The 24251-nt window shown below is 69.4% G+C and carries 17 protein-coding genes; 8 read left to right on the forward strand and 9 right to left on the reverse strand.

Going from position 1 to position 24251, the window contains the following annotated elements; translation table 11 throughout:
• Nucleotides 1–10: 10 nt before the first annotated feature.
• Together ABD719_RS04030 and ABD719_RS04035 are read right to left on the reverse strand one after the other, a co-directional pair.
• Nucleotides 11–1189 (reverse strand): HlyD family secretion protein, encoded by a 1179-nt coding sequence (locus ABD719_RS04030; RefSeq protein WP_344692102.1) that lies wholly within the window; start codon nt 1187–1189, stop codon nt 11–13.
• Nucleotides 1186–2844 (reverse strand): MFS transporter, encoded by a 1659-nt coding sequence (locus ABD719_RS04035; protein WP_344692103.1) that lies wholly within the window; start codon nt 2842–2844, stop codon nt 1186–1188. The genes ABD719_RS04030 and ABD719_RS04035 overlap by 4 nt, the downstream gene beginning before the upstream one ends.
• 82 nt (nt 2845–2926) lie before the next feature.
• On the opposite strand from ABD719_RS04035, the gene ABD719_RS04040 reads away from it, so the two are divergent.
• The gene (locus ABD719_RS04040) at nt 2927–3412 is read left to right on the forward strand and encodes a hypothetical protein (RefSeq protein WP_344692104.1); all 486 of its coding nucleotides are present in this window, start codon (nt 2927–2929) and stop codon (nt 3410–3412) included.
• A 132-nt stretch (nt 3413–3544) separates the two neighbouring features.
• Nucleotides 3545–4078 (forward strand): hypothetical protein, encoded by a 534-nt coding sequence (locus ABD719_RS04045; RefSeq protein ID WP_344692105.1) that lies wholly within the window; start codon nt 3545–3547, stop codon nt 4076–4078.
• A gap of 37 nt (nt 4079–4115) precedes the next feature.
• Here the strand turns inward: ABD719_RS04045 and ABD719_RS04050 are convergent, their stop codons facing one another.
• The 3 genes from ABD719_RS04050 to ABD719_RS04060 all read right to left on the reverse strand — a co-directional run bounded on the left by ABD719_RS04050 (nt 4116) and on the right by ABD719_RS04060 (nt 7426).
• Nucleotides 4116–5300, reverse strand: coding sequence for a glycoside hydrolase family 88/105 protein (locus ABD719_RS04050; protein ID WP_344692106.1), 1185 nt, complete (start codon nt 5298–5300; stop codon nt 4116–4118).
• A complete protein-coding gene (locus tag ABD719_RS04055) occupies nt 5300–6646 on the reverse strand; it encodes an MFS transporter (RefSeq protein WP_344692107.1) in 1347 nt (448 codons plus the stop codon). The genes ABD719_RS04050 and ABD719_RS04055 overlap by 1 nt, the downstream gene beginning before the upstream one ends.
• 72 nt (nt 6647–6718) lie before the next feature.
• On the reverse strand, nt 6719–7426 hold the full coding sequence (locus tag ABD719_RS04060; RefSeq protein ID WP_344692108.1) for a FadR/GntR family transcriptional regulator: 708 nt from the start codon (nt 7424–7426) through the stop codon (nt 6719–6721).
• A 79-nt stretch (nt 7427–7505) separates the two neighbouring features.
• On the opposite strand from ABD719_RS04060, the gene ABD719_RS04065 reads away from it, so the two are divergent.
• Entirely contained in the window at nt 7506–8531 is a 1026-nt protein-coding gene (locus tag ABD719_RS04065) for a DUF4861 family protein (RefSeq protein WP_344692109.1), read from the forward strand.
• A 125-nt stretch (nt 8532–8656) separates the two neighbouring features.
• Here ABD719_RS04065 and ABD719_RS04070 read toward each other — a convergent pair whose 3' ends face one another.
• Nucleotides 8657–9331, reverse strand: a complete 675-nt coding sequence (locus ABD719_RS04070) for a DsbA family protein (RefSeq protein ID WP_344692110.1) — start codon at nt 9329–9331, stop codon at nt 8657–8659.
• Nucleotides 9332–9378: 47 nt separating this feature from the next.
• Here ABD719_RS04070 and ABD719_RS04075 point away from each other — a divergent pair, with 47 nt between their 5' ends.
• The 4 genes from ABD719_RS04075 (at nt 9379) to ABD719_RS04090 (ending at nt 18488) form a co-directional block, all read left to right on the forward strand.
• On the forward strand, nt 9379–10719 hold the full coding sequence (locus tag ABD719_RS04075) for a 2OG-Fe(II) oxygenase family protein (RefSeq protein ID WP_344692111.1): 1341 nt from the start codon (nt 9379–9381) through the stop codon (nt 10717–10719).
• An 89-nt stretch (nt 10720–10808) separates the two neighbouring features.
• Nucleotides 10809–13595 carry a M14 family metallopeptidase gene (locus ABD719_RS04080; RefSeq protein WP_344692112.1) on the forward strand — a complete coding sequence of 929 codons (2787 nt, stop codon included), beginning with the start codon at nt 10809–10811 and terminating at the stop codon, nt 13593–13595.
• Between the two features lie 356 nt (nt 13596–13951).
• Entirely contained in the window at nt 13952–17002 is a 3051-nt protein-coding gene (locus ABD719_RS04085; protein WP_344692113.1) for a TonB-dependent receptor domain-containing protein, read from the forward strand.
• 25 nt (nt 17003–17027) lie between these two features.
• A complete protein-coding gene (locus ABD719_RS04090; RefSeq protein ID WP_344692114.1) occupies nt 17028–18488 on the forward strand; it encodes an amidohydrolase in 1461 nt (486 codons plus the stop codon).
• 437 nt (nt 18489–18925) lie between these two features.
• Here the strand turns inward: ABD719_RS04090 and ABD719_RS04095 are convergent, their stop codons facing one another.
• Both ABD719_RS04095 and ABD719_RS04100 read right to left on the reverse strand, forming a co-directional pair.
• Nucleotides 18926–19918: a FecR family protein gene (locus tag ABD719_RS04095; protein WP_344692115.1), complete on the reverse strand. Its 993-nt coding sequence runs from the start codon at nt 19916–19918 to the stop codon at nt 18926–18928.
• Nucleotides 19919–20434 (reverse strand): RNA polymerase sigma factor, encoded by a 516-nt coding sequence (locus ABD719_RS04100; protein ID WP_344692116.1) that lies wholly within the window; start codon nt 20432–20434, stop codon nt 19919–19921.
• Nucleotides 20435–20590: 156 nt separating this feature from the next.
• On the opposite strand from ABD719_RS04100, the gene ABD719_RS04105 reads away from it, so the two are divergent.
• Nucleotides 20591–23125: a TonB-dependent receptor gene (locus ABD719_RS04105; RefSeq protein WP_344692117.1), complete on the forward strand. Its 2535-nt coding sequence runs from the start codon at nt 20591–20593 to the stop codon at nt 23123–23125.
• 427 nt (nt 23126–23552) lie between these two features.
• Here the strand turns inward: ABD719_RS04105 and ABD719_RS04110 are convergent, their stop codons facing one another.
• Nucleotides 23553–24251, reverse strand: a complete 699-nt coding sequence (locus tag ABD719_RS04110) for an arylesterase (RefSeq protein WP_425567119.1) — start codon at nt 24249–24251, stop codon at nt 23553–23555.

Genomic DNA, 24251 nt, shown 5'->3' on the forward strand with positions numbered 1-24251 from the left:
GCAGCGTATCTCACCGGACGCGCGGCCCCCCGGACGTGTCGACCCGCGCCTGCACCGACATGCCCGGTCGCAACCGGTCGATCAGCGGCTGGCCGGGATCGATGCGGATGCGCACCGCGATCCGCTGCGGCACCTTGGTGAAATTGCCGGTGGCGTTGTCCGCCTTCAGCACCGCGAACTCCGATCCGGCGGCGGGCGACAGGCGCTCGACCCGCCCGGTCAGCCGCGCATCGGCAAGGCCGTCGACGGTGAAACTGGCGGGCTGGCCCACCGCCATCCGCGCGGTCTGCGCTTCCTTGAAATTGGCGATCACCCAGGTTTCGGGCGGGACGAGGAACATCAGTTGCGACCCGGCGGTGACATACTGGCCCAGCCGCACCCCCACTTCGCTCAGTCGCCCGGACTCCGGCGCACGGATCAGCGTGTTGGCGAGGTCGATCTGCGCCAGCCGCCGTGCCGCCTCCGCCCCCGATACGCCCGCCACCTGTCCGCCGCGCCCGACGATCACGGTGCGCACGTCCTGCCGGGCGATCTCGCGCGCGGCGTTCGCCTGCCGCACCCCGGCCTGTGCCTGCCGCAGCGCCGCCAGCGTCTGGTCGCGTTCGCGCAACGACACCGATCCGTCGGTGACGAGGTCGTTGACCCGGTTCATGTCCGCCTGCGCGCGCATCAGCTGCGCGCCCGCATTGGCGACGACGGCATCCTGCGCCGCCAGATTCGCCGCGCGGCTGCGTTTGGACTGGGCGGCGTTGGCCAGCGTCGCCCCCTGCGCATCGACCTGCGCCTGCGCCTGTTCGACCCGCTGGCGATAGATGCGGTCGTCGATCCGGACCAGCGGCTCGCCCGCCTTCACATCGGCGAAATCGCGGACCAGCACAGCGGTGACATAACCCGACACCTGCGGGCTGATGACGGTGGTGCGCCCCCGGACATAGGCGTTGTCGGTCGATTCATAGGGCGTGACGAACGGCGGCAGCCGCCACGCCGCCAGCACCGCGAGGATGCCCGCCACCGCGACCAGCAGGATCACCACCAGCGCGGTCGCGCTCGGCCGGCCCGGCCGCCAGCCCGATCCGGCGGGTGGCCCGGCTGATGGCGCCGCCGGGGCAGCCGGGGCGGCGGGCGGCGCCTCGGCCGCCCGTTCCTCGGTGATCGGGCCGGGTGATACGGGAATACGCGTGTCGGTCATGCTGTCCCCGAGATGGTCTTCGCCCGCCGTTCGCGCCAGTCCCGTCGTGCCAGCAGGAAGAACAGATAGCCGAACGTCGCCGCCGCCAGCACCGCGACCAGCCGGAACACATCGGCATAGGCGAGGATGTTCGCCTCGCGCGTCGCGGTCTGCGACAGGATCGCCGCGCCTTCCGCCGATCGCAGCGCGGGGTCGCCGACGACCCGCGCCACCGCCGCGCCGCCCGCCTGGATGCGCTGCGCGACGATCGGATCGGTGGCGCTGATCTGCTCGACGATCGCGGCGCTGTTCGCCTTCTCCCGGATCGTCTGGTACGTGCCGAGCAGCGCGGTGCCGCCCAGACCGCCGATGCCGTTGATGATCCCGAACAGCGCGATGAAACTGATGATGTGGCCGGTGCCCGCCTGCAACGCCCGCGTCATCCCGAACAGCAGCGACGGCCCCAGGAAGAACGTCGCCGAAAACGCGATCAGCGCCTGCGTCACATATAGCTGCGGCGCGCGCGTCAGGCTGGTGGAATGGGAATCGGCGAAGGCGGCGATCGCGACGATCCCGATCGCCAGCATCACCGGATGCGCCAGCTTCTGCACGTTCAGCAGCACCGCGCTCGCCACCACGCCGACCACGGAGGCGACGAAGATGATCGAGAAGAACGGCACCAGCTGGTCGTTGTTCTGGCCCAGCACCGTCAGCAGCCCGACCGCCGCGAACGTCTGTTCCGACAGCACGATGCGCGCCATGATCGTGACGATCGTGAAGCGGACGATGTCGGCGCTGCCCAGCCAGCGGGTGTTGAGCAGCGGGTTGACGCGATGATGCTCGATCAGCAGCGCCGCCGCCAGCATCGGGATCGCCGCGATCAGCGCCCAGCCGATCCACGCCGCCTGCGTCCACCACACGATCCGCCCCAGCCCCAGCACGGCGGCGAACAGCGCGGTCGCGCCGGCGAACAGGATGAAGGTGACGAAATCGAGCGGCTCGAACGCCTTTTGCCGGTTGGTCGGCGGCAGGCGCAGCCACGCGACCGCCGCCAGGCTGCACAGCGCCAACCCCAGTTCGAACAGGTACAGCGTCCGCCACTGCGACATCGACAGCAGTTCGGGTGAGAACAGCCGCGCCAGCGGCGTCGCGCATTGCGGCACGCCGATCCCCAGCACCACCGCCTTCAGCCGCCATTTCGCGGGCAGCGCCTGCATCATGTAATAGAGCGCGAGGCTGGATACCGCCGCCCCCGCCATGCCGCTGGCGGCGCGCACCGCGATCGCGGAGGCGAAACCGTGGACGAACAGGTGCGCGAGCGTCAGCACCGCATAGACGAACAGGAAGATCATCGCGAACGGGCGCAGGCCGAACTGCTGCCGGAATTTGATCATGATGAGGTTGATCGACACGTTGGTCATCACATAGACCGTCGGCAACCACGCGATCTGCGCCGGATCGAGCCCCAGTGCGCCCTGCAACGTATAGGTGTTGGCGGAGATCAGCGCATTGCCGAACCCCGCGGTCAGACCGAGCAGCACCGAGATCAGCCCATAGGCGATCCGGCGCGGGTGCGGATGGTCCGGCGACCCCGGCGATCCCGGCATGACCGGCACCTCATGGGGGGCGAAGTCCCACCGTTCCTCCGACAGGAATCGACGCAGGCGGCTATACATATCCGCCGCTTAGACCCGGATGACGGGCACGGGAAGCGGGGTGCGGTTTGACCGGGCCATGCGGCATCCATAGCCTTCCGGGATGACGCCGACCGATCGCTATCACATCGTCGAGCATCGGCACACGCCGACGCCCCGCATCGTCGTGCGTCGGATGGATGGGGGCGGGGGCGAACCGGTCGTCCTTGATGCCGCCTGCCTTCTTGCGCAATATACCGTATCCCGCACCGACGCGCTGCTCGTGCTGGACGAGGATACGCCTTACGAGGAGCAGTTGCACCTCGTCCTGCTCCGCGACGATCGCGTGCTGGACCACATCACGATCGGCGCGCCCTATACCACCGGTGCGTTCCGCCCGGTCGAGCGGTCGGTCGATACGCTTCGGTTCCGGTTCGAAAGCGACTCTGGCTGGACGCTGGCGATCGATATGAATGGCCGGCCGGGGATCGGCGGCCTGCCCCCGGGCGCAAGCCGCCGATTTCCGGCCGGCCTGCTGGCGCCACGTTACATCAAGCTGGACCGGAGTGAGCAGGCGGCACTGGTGGCGAGCGTGCAGGCGGTGCGCTGAAATGACGCGTCGGCGCATGTCGTGCAGCCGATCACGGGTGGACTTGAGAATCGTCCCGAATCCATAAGCTTGCCCGTATATTTGCATCCATCCTCGTTGGACATAACGGGTACAGATGATTAACGGCGGGGGATGGCGGCATCCCTGTTCCTTCTCCTCGCGGTGATCCTGGCGTTCACCGCGGGAACCGGGCCGTGGATTATCGTCGCCACCGTCGTGCTGGCGACGGCGGCGGGGACGCGGCTCCCCGATCTGGATACGCCGCTGCGGCTGGGGCACCGCAGCGCGCTGCTCCACAGCATCCTGCCGTTGCTCGTGGCGCTGCTCGATCCGCGGACCGGGGCGGTGGCGGCCGGTCTGGGCTTCGGGATCGGGCTGCACCTGGCCGCGGACCTGTTTCCCAGGACGATGCGCGGCTTCGCGACGATCAAGCTGCCGCTATGGGGATCGATCGGGATGTTCCCGTCCTATCTGTGGATCGCGCTGAACGGGGCGGCCAACATCGTCGGCGGTTTCGTCGTGCTGGAACGCATCGCGGCGCGGCAGGTGGTGGCGGGCGCGCTGGCCGGGATCGGCGTGCTCGGCACCGCCTATCTGATGCGGACCGATGGCGGCTGGGGCGCGATGGCGCTGATGCTGCTGATCGGCTGGCTGATCTTCCGGTGACGCGGCGTCTCCGGCCGGGAAACGCCGCGCCTGACCGTCAGCGCGCCGGGCCCAGATCGGCGATTGCGGTGGCGGCCATCAGGAACGCGCCGACGCCGTAATATTGCGTATCGCCCGCCTCGACCTTTTCCGGGCGGTCGCTCACCTGCTGCACCCAGCCGAGCCGGCCGTCGGGCTGGATCGCGCGGTTCAGCGCCGCCCAGCCCTTGCGCGCGACGGGTTCGTAGCGGGCGCGGGGCAGCAGGCCCGCCTTGATCCCCCATGCCATGCCATAGGTGTAGAAGCCGGTGCCGCTCGATTCCGGCGGCGCGTTCTCGGGGGCCAGCAGCGATGGCGCCCAATAGCCGTCCGGCTTCTGCAATCCGGCCAGCTTGTCGGCCATGCGCACGAACAGCGCCTCCATCCGCACCCGGTCGGCGCTGCCCTTGGGCAGCATCGGGATGATGCGGGCCATGCCGCCGAAGACCCAGCCATTGCCCCGGCTCCAGAACTGCTTGCGCTGCCGGTCGTCGCGGCGGTCGAAGAAGCGGCTGTCGCGGTAATAGAGCTGTTCGACCGGATCGAGCAGGAAGTCGGTCGTCGCCCAGAATTCGCGCAAGGCGAAGTCGCGGTAGCGGGGGTCGCCGGTCTGGCGCGACAGCTCGACCATCGCGGGCGGCGCCATGAACAGCGCGTCGCACCAGCACCAGCGCGTCAGGCACTCGGTCGCGCCATAGCCGGCGGGGGGCACCACGAAGGCGAGCGTCGTCACCGCCGGATCGCCCACCACCCGGTCGAACGTCGCCTTGGCCGGGGCCAGCGCCGCCGCGCCGGCGCCGTTGCGCGCGGACCACAGATAGGCCTGGGTGATGACGTGATCGTCGGCGAAATAGGGCTTGGCCCCCGGCTGCCACCGGTTGGCCCGGCCCATCGCCAGGATCGCCTGCTTGATCTCCGGCCCGACGCGGTAACGGCCGCCGGCATCGGCCAGCACGGTCATCGCCGCCCAGAACACGCCCTGTTCCCAGGCCCGCGGGTTGCGCGTCTCGCTGGTCGCGCGCGACACGGTGGCGGTGTCGGTCATCCGCGCCAGTTGCCAGCGGGCAAGCGCGGTGGCCGCGTCGATCGCGGCTTGCGGGCTGGTGGTTGCAGCGGAGACGGGGGCGGGCGGTGGCGTCTGCGAGGCTAGCGGCGCCGCCAGCAACTGCGCGGCCGCCAAGGCGGCAAGGGAACGGACGATCATCACACGGTCTCCGGCAGGGAAGTGTCTAGCCCGGCGCGCGTCGGCGTCAGGCGCGGGCTGAGCAGGTGCAGCGCCACCAGCGCCACGAAATAGGCACCGCCCGCGACCGCGAAGATCGGCGCATAGCTGCCCGACAGGTCGAGGACATAGCCGACGAACTTGGCGATCAGCATCCCGCCGATCGCCCCGGCGGTGCCGCCGATGCCGACCACCGATCCCACCGCCGCGCGCGGGAACAGGTCGGACGGCAACGTCAGCAGGTTGGCGGAGAACGCCTGATGCCCCGCGGTCGCCAGCCCGATCAGCAGCACAGCGACCCACAGATTGTCGATATACTGCACCGTCACGATCGGCAGGATCAGGAACGCGCAGCCCAGCATCGTCAGCTTGCGCGCGGCGTTGGCGGAGCGGCCGGCGCGCATCATCCGCGACGATACCCACCCGCCGATCACGCTGCCCAGATCGGAGATGACGTAGATCACCACCAGCGGCGGCCCGAAGCTCTTGAGGTCCAGCCCATATCGCTTGCCGAGGAAATCGGGCAGCCAGAACAGGAACATCCACCAGATCGGATCGGTCAGGAACTTGGGGATCGCATAGGCCCAGGTCTCGCGCACCGAGAACAGCCGACGCCACGGGATGACGCCCACGGGCACCACCGGATCGCTGCGGATCAGCGCCAGCTCCGCCGCCGAGACGCGCTTGTGCTCCTCGGGCCGGCGATAGATGGCAAGCCACGCGATCAGCCAGACGACGCTGAACGCGCCCGTCGCGATGAACGCCATCCGCCAGCCATAGGCAAGCGCGATGGCGGGGACGAGCAGCGGCGTCACGATCGCGCCGACATTGGCGCCCGCGTTGAACAGCCCGACCGCGAAGGCGCGCTCGCGCTGCGGGAACCAGTCGCTCACTACCTTCAGTCCGGCGGGGAAATTGCCGGATTCGCCCAGGCCCAGCGCGAAGCGGACCATCGCGAACTGGGTGATGCTGCCGACGAAGCCGTGCGCCATGTGCGCCAGCGTCCAGAAGGTGAAGGCGACCGCATAGCCGACCCGTGCGCCTGCCACGTCGATGAACCGGCCGACCGTCAGGAACCCGATTGCATAGGCGGCCTGGAACCAGAAGACGATGTCGGCATACTGGCTTTCCTTCCAGCCCAGATCGGCCTGCAACGACGGCTTCAGCACGCCGATCATCTGGCGGTCGATATAGTTGATCGCGGTCGCCGCGAACAACAGGCCGCAGATCACCCAGCGATACGATCCCGCCCGGCGCGTGGCGCTGGCGATGGTGGCATCGACCGGGGCGGCCTCCGGGATGGCCGGTGAGTCCCGGTGTCCTTGCATGGGCATCCTCCGTCGGCGTTCGGCGGGCTGACGCCGCATCGCCATAATGTTGTCATATCAATATCGGGGGCGTCAACCGGCCTTTTCGCGCAACCTTCTAGTTTCGCTCAATTCGGTATGGCGGCTAAGGCTTTCCTGCATGTGCCGGCGTGCGGCGCCGCGGGCGCGTTCCGGGTCCATCCGCACGATCGCCTCCAGAATGGCATCATGTTCGGCCCGGACCAGCGCGGCATAGGCGGCATGTGCCGCGTCCGACTGCCCCTCCAGATACAGGCTGCGCGGCGGCACGAGGCGCAGGCCGAGAAAGTCGATCAGCCGCACGTAATAATCGTTCTGCGTCGCGCGGGCGATCGCCAGATGGAACGCGATGTCGGCCCGGGCGGCGGCGGCGGGATCGTGGCTGACATCGGCCATCTCCTGCAACGCCTCGCGGATCAGGCCGATATCGGCGGTGGTCCGGCGCGCGGCGGCCAGCGCGGCCATCTCCGTCTCCACCGCCAGCCGCATCTCCAGCAACTTGATGACGTCGGCCAGTTCGCTCAGTTCGTCGCGCGTCACCTGGAACGCGCGATAGGCGGCGGTTTCGGCGACGAACACGCCCGATCCCTGGCGCGACGTGGTCAGCCCCTGCGCCGCCAGCCGCGCCACCGCCTCGCGCACCACGGTGCGGCTGACGCTTTCGGCCGCGCAGATGTCCTTCTGGGTCGGGAAGCGCGAACCGGGGGGCATCGCGCCCGACCGGATGCGCGCCTCCAGCTTTACGAACAGATCGTCGGTCAACGATGTCGTCCGCTCCACCACTTGCGCTCTCCCCCCATCGTCCGGTCCCGCGTACCTTGTATGGCGGCGCGGCTCTTGTATGATGAATCTAGCATCGTTCGATGGCAAGGTCGATCCCGGCACGACGATCCGGACGGCGAGTAGAGGAAAGGCGACAATGGCACGGATGACGGGATCGTGGCGGCGACATGGCATGGCGATCGCCGGCATCACGCTGCTGGCGACGGGCGTGATGGCCCAGCAGCAACAACAGGCACCGGCGACGAAGACGCTGCAAGCGCCCACCGGGGCCGCACGCACTCCGCGCGCGACGGTGATGCTCGCCGATTACCGCTATGACGATCTGTTGTGGGAAAATGATCGCACCGCGCATCGCATCTACGGCCATGCGCTGGAGGCGGCCGAGCCGCCCTCGGGATCGGGCCTCGATGCGTGGGGCAAGAACGTGGCGTGGCCGTTCATGGACCGGCAGCTGCGCACCGGCGACCAGCATGCCTTCCACGGCGAAGGGCTGGATTTCTACAATGTCGGCAGCGCGCGCGGGGCCGGGGGCCTCGGCATCTGGCATGACAACAAGCTGTGGACCTCGCGCAATTTCACCGCGCACCGCATCCTGAAGAACGGCCCCGACGCCGCCGATTTCGAGGTGGATTACGCGCCATGGCCGGTCGATGTCGGCCGCAAGGTATGGGAGACGCGGCGCTTCACCCTGCCGCTCGGCACCGCGTTCACGCGGCAGGTGTCGACGCTGCGGTCGGATCGGCAGGAGCCGCTGATGGTCGGCATCGGCATCGGCAAGCGCGCGACCGGCGATGGCGGCAAGCTGACCGTCGACCGGGCGCGCGGGCTGCTGTCGTTCTGGGGGCCGGACGATCCCGGGCACGGCGCGATGGGGATCGCGATCCGCGTCGATCCGGCGATGATCGCCGATATCCGCGACGATGCCGACAATCACCTCGTCATCCTGCGCGTGATGCCGGGCAAGCCCTTCGTCTACTATACCGGCGCGGCATGGAGCCGCGGCGTCGGCGACATCCGCAGCCGCGCCGACTGGGACCGGTACGTGGCGGCCGAAAAGCTGGATTTCACCGTGCCGGGGAAGTGACGACCCCAACCCCCAACACCCCCCTCCGTCATTGCGAGCGTAGCGAAGCAATCCAGGGCGTCGAGCGTGGTCGCTGGATTGCTTCGCTGCGCTCGCAATGACGGATCAGGAGTAGCGGGCCGACCCTATCCCCGCGCCTCCGCGAACGCCGCGCGAAACGTCGCCGCGTCGATCGCGCCCGTCACCAGCACCGGGCCGATCAGATAGGCTGGCGTACCCGGCAGGCCCAGCCGGCGGGCGTCAGCCTGATGGCGGATCAGCTGCGCGGTGATCGCGGCGTCGTGGTCGCGCAGGTCGGCCGTCACCCGCGTCCAGTCGCCGCCCGCCCGCGCCACCGCCGCCCGCAGTACCGCATCGTCCACGGGCACCGGCCCGGTCATCAGCGCATCGTGGACGGCGGGATAGAGGCCCTGCCGCGCCGCCGCGATCGCCACCCGCGCCGCCCGTTCGGACCGGGGGCCGAAGATCGGCCAGTCGCGCCAGACGACGCGGACATGCCCGTCAGCGGCCACCGCTGCGGTCATCGCGGGGTGCGCGGCGCGGCAGGCGGGGCATTGGTAATCGGTGAAGACCACCATCGTCAGCGTCGCCCCCGGCACATCCTGCATCGGCGCGTCGCGGTCGCGCAGGATCGCCCGTGCCGCCGGATCGCCGCCGACATCGCGGCCGATCGGCGCGGCGCGCTGGATCAGCCGCCCGGTCATCCAGCCGAGCAGGATCACCGCCAGCAGCGCGATCACCAGCCGACCGCGCGGCGCGGCGCGCGGATGGTTGCGGTCGCGCTGTGCCGGGCTATCCATGGGCATGGGCTATCGGGCGGGGATCGATGCGGCAAGGGACGGAAGCGGTGACGACGGCCGACCATGAGCGGCTGGCACGGGCACGGGCCGGGGTGGCGGCGCGTCCCGTCAGCGCGGTGGCCGAACACAATCTCGCCTCCGTCCTCGGCGATCTGGGCGACTTCGCCGGCGCGGAGGCGGCGACCGCGCGGGCGCTGGCCAAGGGCGGCGATGCGGCGGAGACGTGGCTGGTGCGCGGCCGCGCGTTGCAGGGGCTCGCCCGGCTCGACGAGGCGGAAGCGGCGCTTGCGACCGCGATCGCGCGGCGGCCGGATTATGCGGTGGCGCACCGCGATCTGGCGCAACTGCGCTGGATGCGCACCGCCGACATGCGCCACGCGCTGGCCGCGATCGCCGCGGCCCCCGCGACGACGGACCTGATCCGCGTCCACGCCACCGTCCTGACCGAGGCGGGGGAGGGCGCCGCCGCCGCGGCGCTGCTGACGCGGGCGGTGGCGGCACGACCCGGCGATCCCGATCTGCGGCTGATGGCGGCGGCGGCCTGCGGGCGGCAGGGCGATGCGCCCGCGCAACTGGCCCATGCCACCGCCGCGCTGTCGCTGGCGCCCGGATCGACCGGGGCGGCGAAGGCGGCGGTCGAGGCGCTGCTCCACGCCGGCCGCGCGGGGGAGGCGGCGGCGCTGGCCGAGCGGCTGATCGCGGCCATACCCGACGATCAGGGCGCGATCGCGCTGGCCTGCACCGCGTGGCGGCTGACCGGCGACCCGCGCCATGCCGCCTGGTGCGAGGACCCCGCCCTGGTGTCCGCCGCGACGATCCCGACCCCGCCGGGCTGGCCGGACCTGCCCGCCTTCCTCGCCGATCTCGCCGCCGATCTGGCGGCGCGGCACCGCTGGCGCACGCATCCGCTGGAACAGTCGGTCCGCCACGGCAGCCAGACGCAGGAGGATCTCGCCCGGCTTGACGTGCCGGTGCTGCGCGCGCTGTTCGCCGCGCTCGATGCGCCGATCGCCGCGCATCTCGGCGCGCTGGGGGCGGGCGACGATCCGGTGCGGCGGCGCCTGTCCGGCGGTTACCGCTTCGCCGGGGCATGGTCGGTGCGGCTGACGCCCGGCGGGTTTCACAGCGACCATGTCCATCCACGCGGCTGGCTGTCTTCCGCCTTCTATGTCGATCTGCCCGATGCGGTGGCGCAGGAGCCGGCGGGGTGGCTGGCGCTGGGTCGTCCCGGCGTGCCGACCCGCCCGGCGCTGGGGCCCCTGCGTCATATCCGGCCCCGGCCGGGGCAGCTGGTGCTGTTCCCGTCCTGGCTGTGGCACGGCACCGAACCGTTCGCGGGCGATGCGACGCGGCTGACGGTGGCGTTCGATCTGCTGCCGGCGGAATAATTTCGAGGCGTGACGTGCGGTTGCGCGCGTCCCCCGCGTCATTGCAGACAGGGGCACGATGTCCGGTACGGATGATGGGGGATGGCGCGATGAAGACGATCGGTTTCTTGACGGGCACGGCGATGCTGGCGACCGCGGGCGCGCTGCCGGCGCAGGTCATCACCCCGCCGGTGGCGGGCGTGACCGCGCCCTCGCAAGGCTTCCCGACCGAGCCGGGCAGCGATTACTATCTCGCCAATTACGACGCCTATGAGGCGTATCTGAAGAAACTGGCGTCGCAGTCGGACCGGATGAAGCTGGTCGATATCGGCAAGTCGGCGGAAGGGCGGACGATGTGGATGGCGATCGTCTCCACCCCCGCCAATCTCGCGAAGCTCGACCGCTACCGCGACATCGCCCGCCGCCTCGCCAAGGCGGATGGCGTGACCGAGGCGCAGGCGAAGGCGCTGGCGGCGGAGGGCAAGGCGGTCGTCTGGATCGATGCCGGGCTGCACGCGACCGAGACGGTGACGACGCAGAGCCAGATCCACGTTCTCTACCGCATGCTGACCGGCACCGATGCGGAAACGATGCGCATCCTGGACGAGACGATCGTGCTGTTCGCGCACGACAATCCCGATGGCCTGCAACTGGTGGCCGACTGGTACATGCGCAACAAGGACCCCAGGGACCGCGAATTCCGCACCATCCCGCGCCTGTATCAAAAGTATGTCGGCCACGATAACAACCGCGACAGCTTCATGGCGCAGATGCCGGAGACGGCGGCGATCAACCGCGTGCTGTTCCGCGAATGGTTTCCGCAGATCGTGTTCAACCAGCACCAGACCGGCCCCGCCGGCATGGTCGTGTTCGTGCCGCCGTTCCGCGACCCGTTCAACTACAACTACAATCCGATCGTGATGACCGAATTGCAGGAGGTCGGCGCGGCGATGCACAGCCGGCTGGTGTCCGAGGAGAAGGCGGGGGCGGGGATGCGCAGCGCCGCGCCCTATTCGACCTGGCATAACGGCATGGTCCGCTCGATCGCCTATTTCCACAACTCGATCGGCCTGCTGACCGAGATCATCGGCGGCCCGACGCCGGAGAAGATTCCGCTGATCGCCGACACGCAACTGGCGCGCAGCGACGAGCCGCTGCCGATCTCCCCGCGCGAATGGCACTTACGCGACAGTCTGGAATATCAATGGTCGCTCGACCGCGCGGTGATGGATTACGCCGCGCGCAATCGTGAGCGGCTGCTGATGAACATCTGGCGGATGGGCGATCAGGCGATCCGTCGCGGCAATCGCGACAGCTGGACGACGACCCCGGCCGAGGTCGATGCGCTGAAGGAAGCCGGCAAGACGAAGAAGGCGGACGAGGGCTTCGTCGGCTCCAACAGCCGCGCCCGCGAAGGCATGGTCGCCCCCGACCTTTACAAGACGGTGTTGCAGGACCCGGCGAAGCGCGACCCGCGCGGCTATATCCTGTCCGCCGACCAGCGCGACCTGCCGACGACGATCGCGTTCCTCAACACCCTCATCAAGAACGGCGTCGATGTCGACCGGGCGACGACGGCGTTCACCGTCGCCGGCAAGCGCTATCCGGCGGGGTCCTATGTCGTGAAGACGGGCCAGGCCTATCGCCCGCACGTGCTCGACATGTTCGAGCCGCAGGATCACCCGCACGATCTGGAATATCCCGGCGGCCCGCCCAAGGCGCCCTACGACATCACCGGCTATACGCTGGCCTACCAGATGGGGGTCGGGTTCGACCGCGTGCTGGAGGGCTTCACCGCGCCGACCGAACGGGTGGCGGACCTGATCGCACCGCCGCCGGGCCGGATCGCCGGCTCCGGCCGCGCCGGCTGGCTGGTCGGGCACGAGACCAACAACGGCTTCATCCTGACCAACCGCCTGCTGAAGGCCGGGGTGCCGGTGGCATGGGTGAAGGCGGAGACGAAGGCCGGCGGCCGCACGCTGGCGCCCGGCGCGATCTGGATACCCGCGTCCGCCGCCGCGCAAGCCGTGCTGACCCGCTCGGTCGCCGAACTGGGGATCGACGCCTATGCGCAAGGCCGCGCGCCCACCGCGACGCTGGCGCTGAAGCCGGTGCGGATCGGGCTGGTCGACCGTTATGGCGGCGTGATGCCGGCGGGGTGGACGCGTTTCCTGCTCGAACAGTTCGAATTCCCGTTCACCGTCGTCTATCCGCAGGAACTGGACGCCGGCAATCTGAACGCGAAATACGATGCGCTGCTGTTCGCCGACGGCACCGTGCCGACCGTGCGCGGCGGCCCCTATCCCGGCGGCTACCGGTTCGACCTGCCCAGGCCGGAGGCGATCCCGACCGCCTATCGCAGCTGGCTGGGCGAGGTGACGACCGACGCCACCCTGCCGGCGGTGAAGGCGTTCGCGGAAAGCGGCGGCACCGTGCTGACGGTGGGCAGCGCCAACCGGCTGGCCAGCCTGCTCGCGCCATCGCTGCAACCCGCGCTGGTGACGAAGAAGGCGGACGGCACGCTCGCGGCGCTCGACAACAAGACCTTCTACATCCCCGGCGCGATCGTGCAGGCCAGCGTCGATCCGCGCCAGCCGCTGGGCTATGGCATGACCGCGACGGTCGACATGTTCTTCGACGACAGCCAGCCCTTCCGCCTGGCGGACGGTGCCGGGGCGCGGGTGGCATGGTTCGACAGCCCCCGGCCGCTGCGCAGCGGCTGGGCGGTCGGGCAGGAGAAATTGCAGGGCACGATCGCGGTCGCCGACCTCGATCTCGGTCGCGGCAAGCTGTTCGCGATGGGACCGGAGGTCACGCAGCGCGCCCAGCCCTATGCGACGTTCAAGCTGCTGTTCAACGGCCTGCTCTACGGCCCGGCCGTGACGGCGACGCGCTGACGGCGGGCGCAGTCATCCGGGCGGGTTCGAGGCGTCATAGCGTCCGACCCCGCCACTGGACCGTGATGACATTGGCCCGACCCGGCCCGTCCTTGCGAGCATAGCGAAGCAATCCAGAGCCCGGTTCGCGACGCCCTGGATTGCTTCGCTACGCTCGCAATGACGACAGGACAGGTTTCACGCCGTCATGCGCCAGTGCCTCCGCCGGAGTGGCTAAATGTTTGATGTCCCAACTTCCCTCAGCGACAAAATCCCCCCGGAACTTTTTCTCTCATCCCGAGTGAGGTAGCGCCCGCCCCCCGCGTCTCCCCCCATGAAGCCGCTCAACGAAGCGGCCACCATCGGGGGCTGACATCATGGTACGACGCATTCTCATCCGTTCCCTGCTCGCCACGGGCTGTGCCACGCTGGCGCTGAACGCCGGGCAGGCCGCTGCGCAAATCGGCGTGCCGACGCCCGAAAATCCCACCCCCGCCGCCGCCGAGGCGATCGCGGAGGCGCAGACGGACAGCGCGCCGCCGCCCTCCGACGAAATCCTCATCACCGGATCGCGGATCGCGCGGCAGGATTATGCCGCCAACAGCCCGATCGTGTCGCTGTCGCAGGATACCATCCAGAACACCGGTCGCGTCACCGTGGAAAGCGCGCTGACCCAGATGCCGCAATTCGCCGGCGCGTTCGGCGCGGCGAACGGCGGCAGCACCTCGACCGGGCTCAACGGCGGACAGGCCTATGCCTCGCTGCGGGGCCTGGGGTCGAAGCGCACGCTGCTGCTGCTCGACGGGCGGCGCATCCAGCCGTCGAACCCCGACGGCTCGGTCGATCTCAACATCATCCCCGATGCGCTGATCGAGAATATCGAGGTCATCACCGGCGGCGCGTCGACCACCTATGGCTCCGATGCGACCGCGGGCGTCGTCAATTTCCGTCTGCGCCGCAACTTCAAGGGGCTGGAGATCGGCGGCCAGACCGGGGTCAGCGATTATGGCGACGGCAACAGCTATCGCCTGACCGGCACGGTCGGCGGCGCGTTCGACGAGGGGCGCGGCCATGCGGTGATCTCGATCGATTACACCAAGCGGCAGCGCGCGCTCCAGAACGAGCGGTCCTATTACACCGCGCGCCAGACCACGCCGGGCCTGTCGACCATCCCGCAGGGCACCGTGCTGTTCGGCGCGAACCTGCCGTCGCTGGCGGTCGTCAATTCGATCTTCCAGGGGCAGTACGGCACGGCGGCGCTGCCGGGCAACGCGGCGGGGCGCTATACCGGGCAGATCGGCTTCAACACCGACCAGACCCTGTTTTCCGGGGTCGGCGTGCCGGTGCTCAACTTCCGCGATCCGCAGACCGACGAGGCGTACATCGTCAACAGCGGCACCAACAGCCAGCAGGTCAATTTCGGTTTCAACGGCAGTTCGCTGCAGGCCAATCTCAGCCGCTACAACGTGTTCGGCAAGATCGATTACGACGTGACGGACACGATCAAGGCGTTCGTGCAGTTCGGCTATACCAGCTACAGCTCGCTCGGCATCACCAACCCGACGCTGGCGTCGAACGTCTATGGCCTGAGCGTGCCGGTGACCAACCCGTTCATCCCCGCCGCCTTCCGTCAGGTGCTCGCCTCGCGGCCGACGCCGGGTGGGGCGTTCACCTTCTACAAGGCGCTGAACATCCTCGGGCCGCGCTATCAGTCCTATGATTACGACGTCTACCAGATCACCACCGGCCTGTCGGGCAAGGTCGGGATCAGGGACTGGACGTGGGACCTGTACGGCAGCGTCAGCAAGGCCAAGTTCGTCAACGCGCAGACCGGCGGCGCCAGCGCCAGCGCGACCGCGCGGCTGCTCAACAGCCCGACCGGCGGCACCGACTTGTGCGCGGGCGGCTTCAACCCGTTCGGCAACGTCACGCCGTCGCAGGCATGCATCGATTACATCTCGCGCCGCACCGTCAATTCCAACGAGCTGAAGCAGCGCACCGTCGAGGGTAACGTGCAGGGCGGACTGTTCGGCCTGCCCGCAGGCGAGGTGCGGTTCGCGGCGGGTGCCGATTATCGCTTCAACGGCTATGGCTTCACGCCCGACGCGGCGCTGGCGCAGCCCGACGGCACCAGCGACATCCTCGGCTACAGCGTGCTGCGCCCGGCCAGCGGCTCGGTCGACACGGGCGAGGTCTATGCGGAACTGCTCGTGCCGCTGCTCCACGATATCCCGCTGATCCAGCAGTTCGATCTCGATCTCGGCTATCGCTATTCGCACTACAACACGGTCGGCGGCGTCCACACCTACAAGGCGGATGCGTCGTGGACGGTGTTCGAGGGGTTGCGCCTGCGCGGCGGCTACAACCGCGCGATCCGCACCCCCAGCGTCGGCGAGCTGTTCGCCCCCGTCTCCACCGGCTCGGTCGCGATCGGCACCGCGTCGGCGACCACGACCAACGGCGATCCGTGCGACACCCGCTCCTCCTACCGCCGCGGCAGCGCCGCGACGCAGGTGCGCGCCCTCTGCCTGGCGCAGGGCGTGCCGACCGGGATCATCGACAGCTACCAGCTGGGCACCGCGCAGGTCTTCGCGCTGACCGGCGGCAATCCGGAATTGCAGGAGGAGACGGCGGACACCTATTCGGTCGGCGGCGTCATCCAGTCGCCGATCGAGGCGGCGATGTTCAAGAACATGTCGCTGTCGGTCGATGCCTACCAGATCAAGATCGGCGATGCGGTCGGCCCGCTGTCGATCGCGCAGGCGTTCCAGTTCTGCTTCAATTCGGGCGGCAACAACCCGAATTACAGCACGACCAATTACTATTGCTCGCTCATCACCCGCAACACCGCGAGCGGCGTGCCGATCAATCCGCTCCAGCCGCTGCTCAACCTCGGCACGTTCAAGGTGCGCGGCATCGACGTGCAGTTCGACTGGCGGTTCGGGCTCGACTCGCTGGGGCTGGGCGCGGACGCGGGCAAGATCGCGCTGAATGCGGCGGTCAGCTACACCGACCAGTTCAAGATCCAGGCGCTGCCCGGCGCCCCGACCTACGACTATGCCGGCAGCATCGGCACCGGCGTGGAGACGACGGCGGGCACGTCGCACCCGCGCTGGAAATCGATCACCTCGCTCACCTACACGCTGGGCGGCGCCAGTCTCGGAATGCGCTGGCGCTACATCTCCGCGATGAAGGCATCGGCGCGCGTGGTCAGCCCGACCAGCACGACGCGCGGGGTGGACAAATACAATGTCTTCGATCTGAATGCCCGGTTCGAGGCGGGGGAGACGACCGAGTTCCGGCTGGGCGTGACCAACCTGTTCAACAAGGCACCGCCGCAGGTCGGCGATATCGAGGGCACGTTCGACGCGCAGAACTACGACGTGATCGGCCGCTATTTCTTCCTCGGCGCGACCAAGCGTTTCTGATCAGACCGGCAAAAGGACTTTCATCATGATCCGCACCATCATCACCACCGCCCTGCTCGCCGGCACCGCCATCCCCGCGGCGGCGCAGGAACTGGCCCCCGCCGACCGCCAGCAGATACTGGCGAAGGTCGATGCGGAGGCGAAGCCGATCGCCGACACCGCGCTCCAGATCTGGAACTTCGCGGAGGTCGGCTATCAGGAACAGCAAAGCAGCGCGCTGCTCCAGTCGCGGCTGAAGGCGGCGGGCTTCACCGTGAAGGCGGGGGTGGCGGGCGAGCCGACCGCCTTCGTCGCCAGCTTCAGGAACGGCGCCGGCCCGGTGATCGGCGTGCTGGCGGAATATGATGCGCTGCCCGGCCTGTCGCAGGCGGCGTCGCCGGTGAAGCAGTCGATCGGCGGCATCGCCGGCCATGGCTGCGGCCACAACCTGTTCGGCACCGCCAGCACCTATGCCGCGATCGCGGTGAAGGACTGGATGACCCGCAACAAGGTGGCGGGCGAGATCCGCGTCTATGGCACCCCGGCGGAGGAAGGCGGATCGGGCAAGGTCTATATGGTGCGCGACGGCCTGTTCGCCGATGTCGATACCGTGCTGCACTGGCACCCCGGCAATACCAACAGCGCCTCGCAGGGGCCGTCCATGGCCAATATCAGCGGCAAGTTCCGCTTTCACGGCGTCTCCGCCCATGCCGCCGGCAATCCCGACAAGGGCCGCTCCGCGCTCGACGGGGTCGAGGCGCTGGACGCGATGGTCAATCTGATGCGCGAACACATCCCCGATCGCACCCGCATCCATTACGTCATCACCAATGGCGGCAAGGCCCCCAACGTCGTGCCCGACGAGGCGGAGGTCTATTACTATGTCCGTCACGTCGATCCCAAGGTGGTCGTGTCGGTGATGGACCGGGTGAAGAAGGCGGCCGAGGGTGCGGCGCTGGGCACCGGTACCACGATGGATTTCGAGACGACCGGCGGCGTCTACAGCCTGCTCCCCAACAACGCGCTGATGGCGGTGATGGACCGCAGCCTGCACGCCGCGGGCGCGATCACCTGGACGCCGCAGGAAACCGCCTTCGCGGAGGGTATCCGCAAGACGCTCGGCCCCGATGCGCCGCCGCTGGCGAGCGTGGGGGAAATCCAGCCCGCGCAACTGGTCGACGATGCGCTGGGCGGATCGACCGACGTATCCGATGTCAGTTGGGTGACGCCCACGGTCGGCCTGTCGACCGCCACCTTCGTGCCGGGATCGGCGGGGCATAGCTGGCAGAACGTGGCGGCGGCGGGCAGCAGCATCGGCGCCAAGGGCGCGGTGCTGGCCGCCAAGACGCTGGCGCTGGCCGCCGCCGACCTGTTCCGCAATCCCGCGACGATCACGGCGGCCAAGGCGGAGTTCGAACAGAAGCGCGGACCCGGCTTCACCTACAAGGCGATGCTGGGCGACCGCAAACCCCCGCTGGATTACCGCAAGGCTCCGGCGGCGGAGTGAACCTCCGAACTTCCCGTCCCGTTCGTACCGAGCGACGTCGCTCGGTACGAACGGGGCAGGGTGGTCCGGGACATAACCTATCCCGTCATTGCGGGCGCAGCGAAGCAATCCAGAGCCCGGCGCGCAACGCCCTGGATTGCTTCGCTGCGCTCGTAACGACGGACGGGTAGGTTCCACGTCATCACGCTTGCTTCCGGGGAGGGTGCCGGTTTCGCAGCCGGCGCTATTCACGACGGCACCAGACCGTCCCAGAACGGCGCCAGCGTGACGTGGTCCGGGGCATAACCTATCCCCGTCATTGCGAGCGCAGCGAAGCAATCCAGAGCCCGGCGCGTGACGCCCCGGGTTGCTTCGCTACCCTCGCAACGACGGACGGGCAGGTTTCACGTCACCACGCTTGCCGCCGGGAAGGGCGTCGGTGTCGCTGCGGATGCCGATCAGAACGGCGCCAGCGTGATGTGGTCCGGCGTCCGCTCGGTCACCCGCGCCGTGCGATACGCGGCCAGCGCGGCGACCAGCGCATCGCTGCCCCCGTCGGTGTCCAGCACGCCGCTGAACGGCCGGCGGGCAAGGGCGGGATCGGCGATCACGATCCGCTGCGCCGAATAATGGTTCAGCCGTGCCGCGACCTCCGCCAGGGGCAGCGAATCGAAGGTCAGCGTTCCCGTCCGCCATTCCGTCCCGATCGCGGCGGCGCCCGCCCGCACGGTGATCGCCCCGTCGGTCAGGGTCAGCACGTCGCCCGGTGCCAGTTGCCGGTTTCGTCCGGGCAGGTCGACGCGCACCGATCCCTCGACCAGCGCGACCGTCAGCCGTCCCGGTTCGACCTCCACCGAGAAATGCGTGCCGAGCGCGCGGATCGACGCGGTGCCCGCGGTCACCACGAAGGGATGAGCCGCGTCCTTGGCCACCGCGAACATCGCCCGCCCGCGATCGATCCGCACCCGGCGTTCGGCCCCCGGCGCATCGACCATCACCACCGATTGCGCGTCCACCGTCATCACCGATCCGTCGGGCAGGCGCACCTGGCGCACCTGGCCGATCGCCGTGGCGACGATCGCCTGCCGCATCACCGGCGCGGTGCGGCTCGCGATCACCCCGCCGGTGATGCCCAGCGTCAGCAGCAGCGCCGCGGCCATCGCCAGCTTCGGTGCCAGCCCGCGTGCCGGCATCGGGAAACGTCGCGTCGATCCGGCCGCGCGGTCGCCCTTCGCCGTCGCGATCATCGCCGCCAGACGATCGTCGCCGTGCAGCGCGTCCAGCGCGTGGCCGACCCGCCCGATCGTCGCCCACGACCGCGCATGGGCGGCGTCGCCGTCGTGCCACGCGCGGAAGCCGGCGTGATCCGCCTCGTCCACGTCGTCGGCGCGCAGACGGGCATACCAGCCCGCCGCCGCCGTGGCGGCGTCGTCGCGGTGCGGCACGGTCATCTACGCGATCGCCGCCGCGAGATGCCTGATCGCCTTCATGATATGTTTTTCCACCGCGCTCACCGTAATGCCCATGTGCAGGGCGATGGCCGCATACTGCATCTCCTCGAACCGGTGAAGGATGAATGCCTGCCGGCTTCGGGCAGGCAGTTCCTCGATCGCGGCGAGCAGCAGCGTCCATTGCTCCTTGCCTTCTAGGACGCGCGCGGGCGACCGGTCCTCAACCGGGTGGTGACGATCCTCCAGCGATTCGTGCTGCGACTGGCACCGGCTGCCGGCGCGGCGCCCGCGATCGGCGAGCACGCTGTGCGCGGTCTGGAACAGATATCCCTCGATATTGTCGATCGGGCGACCGTCGCGGCGGGCGTGCATCCGGATCGCGACATCCTGGACCAGATCGTCGACATCCGCGATCGGCGCGCGTTTCATGAAGAAGCGGCGTACCGCGCCGAGATGCCGGACGAAGCCGGCGGTCGTCAGGTCGGTCGGGTCGGCAGATGCCTGAATCGAAAGCATGATCGTATCCGTCACTCCGTCACCGGGCGTCGGCACCCCCTCCCGAGGTGGTTGACCGGAACGGACCATGTTGCCGAACGGCCGTCAAGAGTGACATTGGTGTGACGGTCGCCACCACCCGAATCCGTTCGCTTCTGGGAGATGCTCCGCCCCGCCATGGCTCTGCCGTCCGCCCCCCGCCGTTCCGGCCCCCGCATCGCCCATTGGGGCGCGGCGCTGGCGGTCGGCTGGCTCGGCTGCGGCGCGGCGCTGGCGCAGCGCGGTGCGCCCGATCGGGCGGTGGCGGTGCCGGCCGGCCGACTCGATGCCGGGTTGCGGCGACTGGCGGCGGCGACCGGATGGCAGATCCTGTTCGATCCGGCGCTGGTCGGCGATCGTCGCACGCGGGCGATCGTCTCGACGACCGATCCCCCCGGTGCGCTGGCCCGGATGCTGTCGGGGTCGGGGCTGAAGGCGCGGCGGCTGGCGGGCGGCGTGTTCATCATCGTGACGGCCGCCCCGCCGCGGCGTCCGGCGTCGGCGTCGGCGACGCCGCCGCCGGCTACGGTCGAGGACGAGATCGTCGTCACCGCGCTCAAGCGCGCCACCGCGCTCGACGATACCGAACTCAGCATCGCCACCCTGTCCGCCGCGACGATCGAGGCGCGCAACGTCACCGACCTGCGAGCGGCGGCACGATTGTTGCCGGGGCTGGCGGCGTTCAACACCAGCGCGCTGCAACAAAGGCTGGCGGTGCGCGGCGTCAGCGCCACGGGCGAGGCGACGGTGGGGGTCTATTACGGCGAAAGCCCGATCGCCGGCCCCTCGGGCACCGGGGCCGATCCCGGCGCGTCCGCCCCCGACATCGATCTGGTCGATATCGAGCGGATCGAGCTGCTGAAGGGGCCGCAGGGCACGCTCTACGGGGCCAGTTCGATGGGCGGCACGCTGCGCATCCTGCCCCATGCCGTCGATCTCGACCGGTCGGGCGCCTGGGTGGAGGCGCAGGGCGATCTGGTCGCGCATGGCGGGGCGGGCGGGGCGCTGGTGGCGATGGCGAACCCCGTGCTGGTGCCGGACCGGCTGGCGGCACGGCTGGTGGCGTATCATCGCACGCTGGGCGGCTATATCGACAACGACCGGCTGGAATCGGCGGATCGCGGCCGGTTGCAGCGGGAAGGGGTGCGGATACAGGTGGCGTGGCAACCGGATCAGGCGATCCGGCTCGATACGCTGTACCTGCACCAGCGCACCGGGCTGGACGATGGCGGCTTCTGGGACCCGGCACTGGGCCGTTACCGCGTCGCGCAGCCGACCCTGACCCCCAATAGCGACCGTCTCGATCTGGCCAGCGCGACGTTGCACGCCACCCTCGACGGGGCGGTGGTGACCGCGACGGGATCGTATCTGCGGCGGCGGATCGTCCGCCAGATCGATTACACCGCGGTGCTGGCGCGGCAACGCGACAGCGTGGCGGGATGCCTGCGGCTGGCCGGGTTGCCGACGGGGGCGTCGTGCGACGCCGCCGCGCGCACCGCGTACCACGCCTATGTCGATGCCCGCCTGCCGGCGATCCTCTATCAGCCCAACCGGTTGACCGGGATCAGCGGCGAGGTGCGGATGGCGGCCCCCGCCGGCGCCGCCTTCGCCTGGACGCTGGGAGCGTTCGTCGAGGACCGGCGTGACGCGGTCGACAGCTATGCGGCGCACGCGGGGGCGGATGACGGGCGGCTGGTGCGTCCGCTCGACATCATCGGCCTGCGGACTATCGCAACCGGGTTCGACCAGCAGGCGGTGTTCGCGGAGGCGACCCATGCCGTCGTGCCGCGCCTGTCCGCGACGGCGGGGCTGCGCCTCTACCGATACCGGCGGCAGGGATCGGGCACCGTACCGGTGCCCAACATCATCACCGGCAGCGCGATGGCGACCGGTGGCCGCTACACCGGCTCGGCGGGCGGCAGCAATCTGAAGGGCGAACTCGCCTATCGCGTGCCCGGCGGGCCGCTGGTCTATGCGCTGGTGTCGGAGGGGTTCCGCCCCGGCGGCATCAACGTGACGCCGGGGCTGGCCGCCGACGAGCGGAGCTTCGGCGCCGATCACCTGTGGAATTACGAACTGGGTGCGAAGGCGGGGCGGGGCCGCTGGAGCATCGAGGCGGCGGCCTATGTGATCGACTGGCACGCCGCGACCTTCGCGGTCACCAGCGCCAACGGCGCGTTCATCTATAACGTCAACCTGTCGAACGTCGCGATCCGGGGCGGGGAGGTGCGCGGCAGCGTCGTGGCGGGGCCGTTCCGGCTGGCGGCGGCGGCCAGCTTCACCGACGCGCGGCTGGGTGAGGACACGCTGCTCGGCACCACCGAGGGGATGGGCCGGCGCGGCGACCGGCTGCCCAATCTGCCGCAATGGGCGTATCTGGTGTCGGGCGAGGCGCGGCTCGGCTCGTGGACGCTGGGCGCGGACGTCAGCGGCAATGGCGCGGCGCCGACCGGTTTCAACGCCGGCAATCCCTATTACGGCCGCACCGGCGCCCGGATCGAGGTGGCGGCCCATGCCGGCTGGCAGGCCGGGCGGTGGCGGCTGGACGCCAATATCGACAATCTGTTCGACGCGATCGCTCCCGTCCGCCTGCAATCGAGTGCGTTCGGCGCGCGCCAGCTCTACAGCGCCCGCCCCCGCACCCTGTCCCTCCGCGCCCGCACCGACTGGTGATCCGCCGCCATTTGATCCGCCGCTGTCCTACACCCCTCGCTTCGGGGTATGGCCGTCCAGCATCTGCCGCCACTACCGGACCGCCCGCTCCGTCCATCTGCGATCACCCCTGTAGGATGCGACCTTCGTGACTTTCCAATGTGACTTTCCACGCCGCCGCTTCCCCCTTCTGTTTCCCGGCGGAGGCCGGGGCCCAGTTGGGTAGATCCCGGTAAATCATTACAAACATTAGTAAAAAACGCTTAGAAGGGAGTTCGCGCGGAGACGCGGAGGATGTCCCGCCCGCGTCAGCGGCCCTCCTCTCCATCATCCGGCATGGGAAAGCCGCTGCGCGACAAGCGCTACCGCCGCCGCACATGAAACCTCCGCGTCTCCGCATCTCCACGCGAACAAATCTTCTCTTTCGCGCCCTCACGAACGCCCGACGTCAATCCGCCAGCCGCTCCTTCACCAGCGGCGCCACCCGGTCGGCGATCTTCGCAACACCGACCGCGTTGGGATGCACCCGGTCGCCCTGCATCAGCGCCGGATCGCCGATCACCCCGTCGAGGATGAACGGATAGAGCGTGCCGTGATAGGTCCTGGCCAGATCGGGCCAGATCGAATCGAACCGCGCGACATAATCCGCGCCCAGATTGGGCGGCGCCTTCATCCCCGTCAGCATCACCGGAATGTCGCGGCGCTTCAGTTCGTCGAGCATCGCGGTCATGTTCGCCCGCGTCTCGGCCGGCGAAATCTGGCGCAGCACGTCGTTGCCGCCCAGTCCCAGCAACACGAGGTCGGGTTTCCGCGCCTGATTGTCGAGCGTGAAGGCCAGCCGCTGCCGCCCCGCCGCGCTGGTATCGCCCGACACGCCGGCATTGACGACGGTGGCGTTCACGCCGGCCGCCCGCAACCGCGCCTGTATGGCATCGGGCAGGCTCTGCCCCCGGTCGAGCCCGTAACCGGCATACAGGCTGTCGCCGAACGCCAGCACCAGCCGTTCGGGGCCGGCGGGGCGGGGTGCCTGTGCCGCGCCGGTCGTGGGGGTGGCGGTCGTGGCGGTGGCGGCGGGAGCCGGCGGCGCCCGGTCGCATGCGATCAGCGCAAGGGGTTGGAGAAGGGCGGCCAGTGCCGCATAGCGCAT

Origin of the sequence: Sphingomonas cynarae, from assembly GCF_039537815.1 — a bacterium.
GTDB classification, from domain to species: Bacteria; Pseudomonadota; Alphaproteobacteria; order Sphingomonadales; family Sphingomonadaceae; genus Sphingomonas; species Sphingomonas cynarae.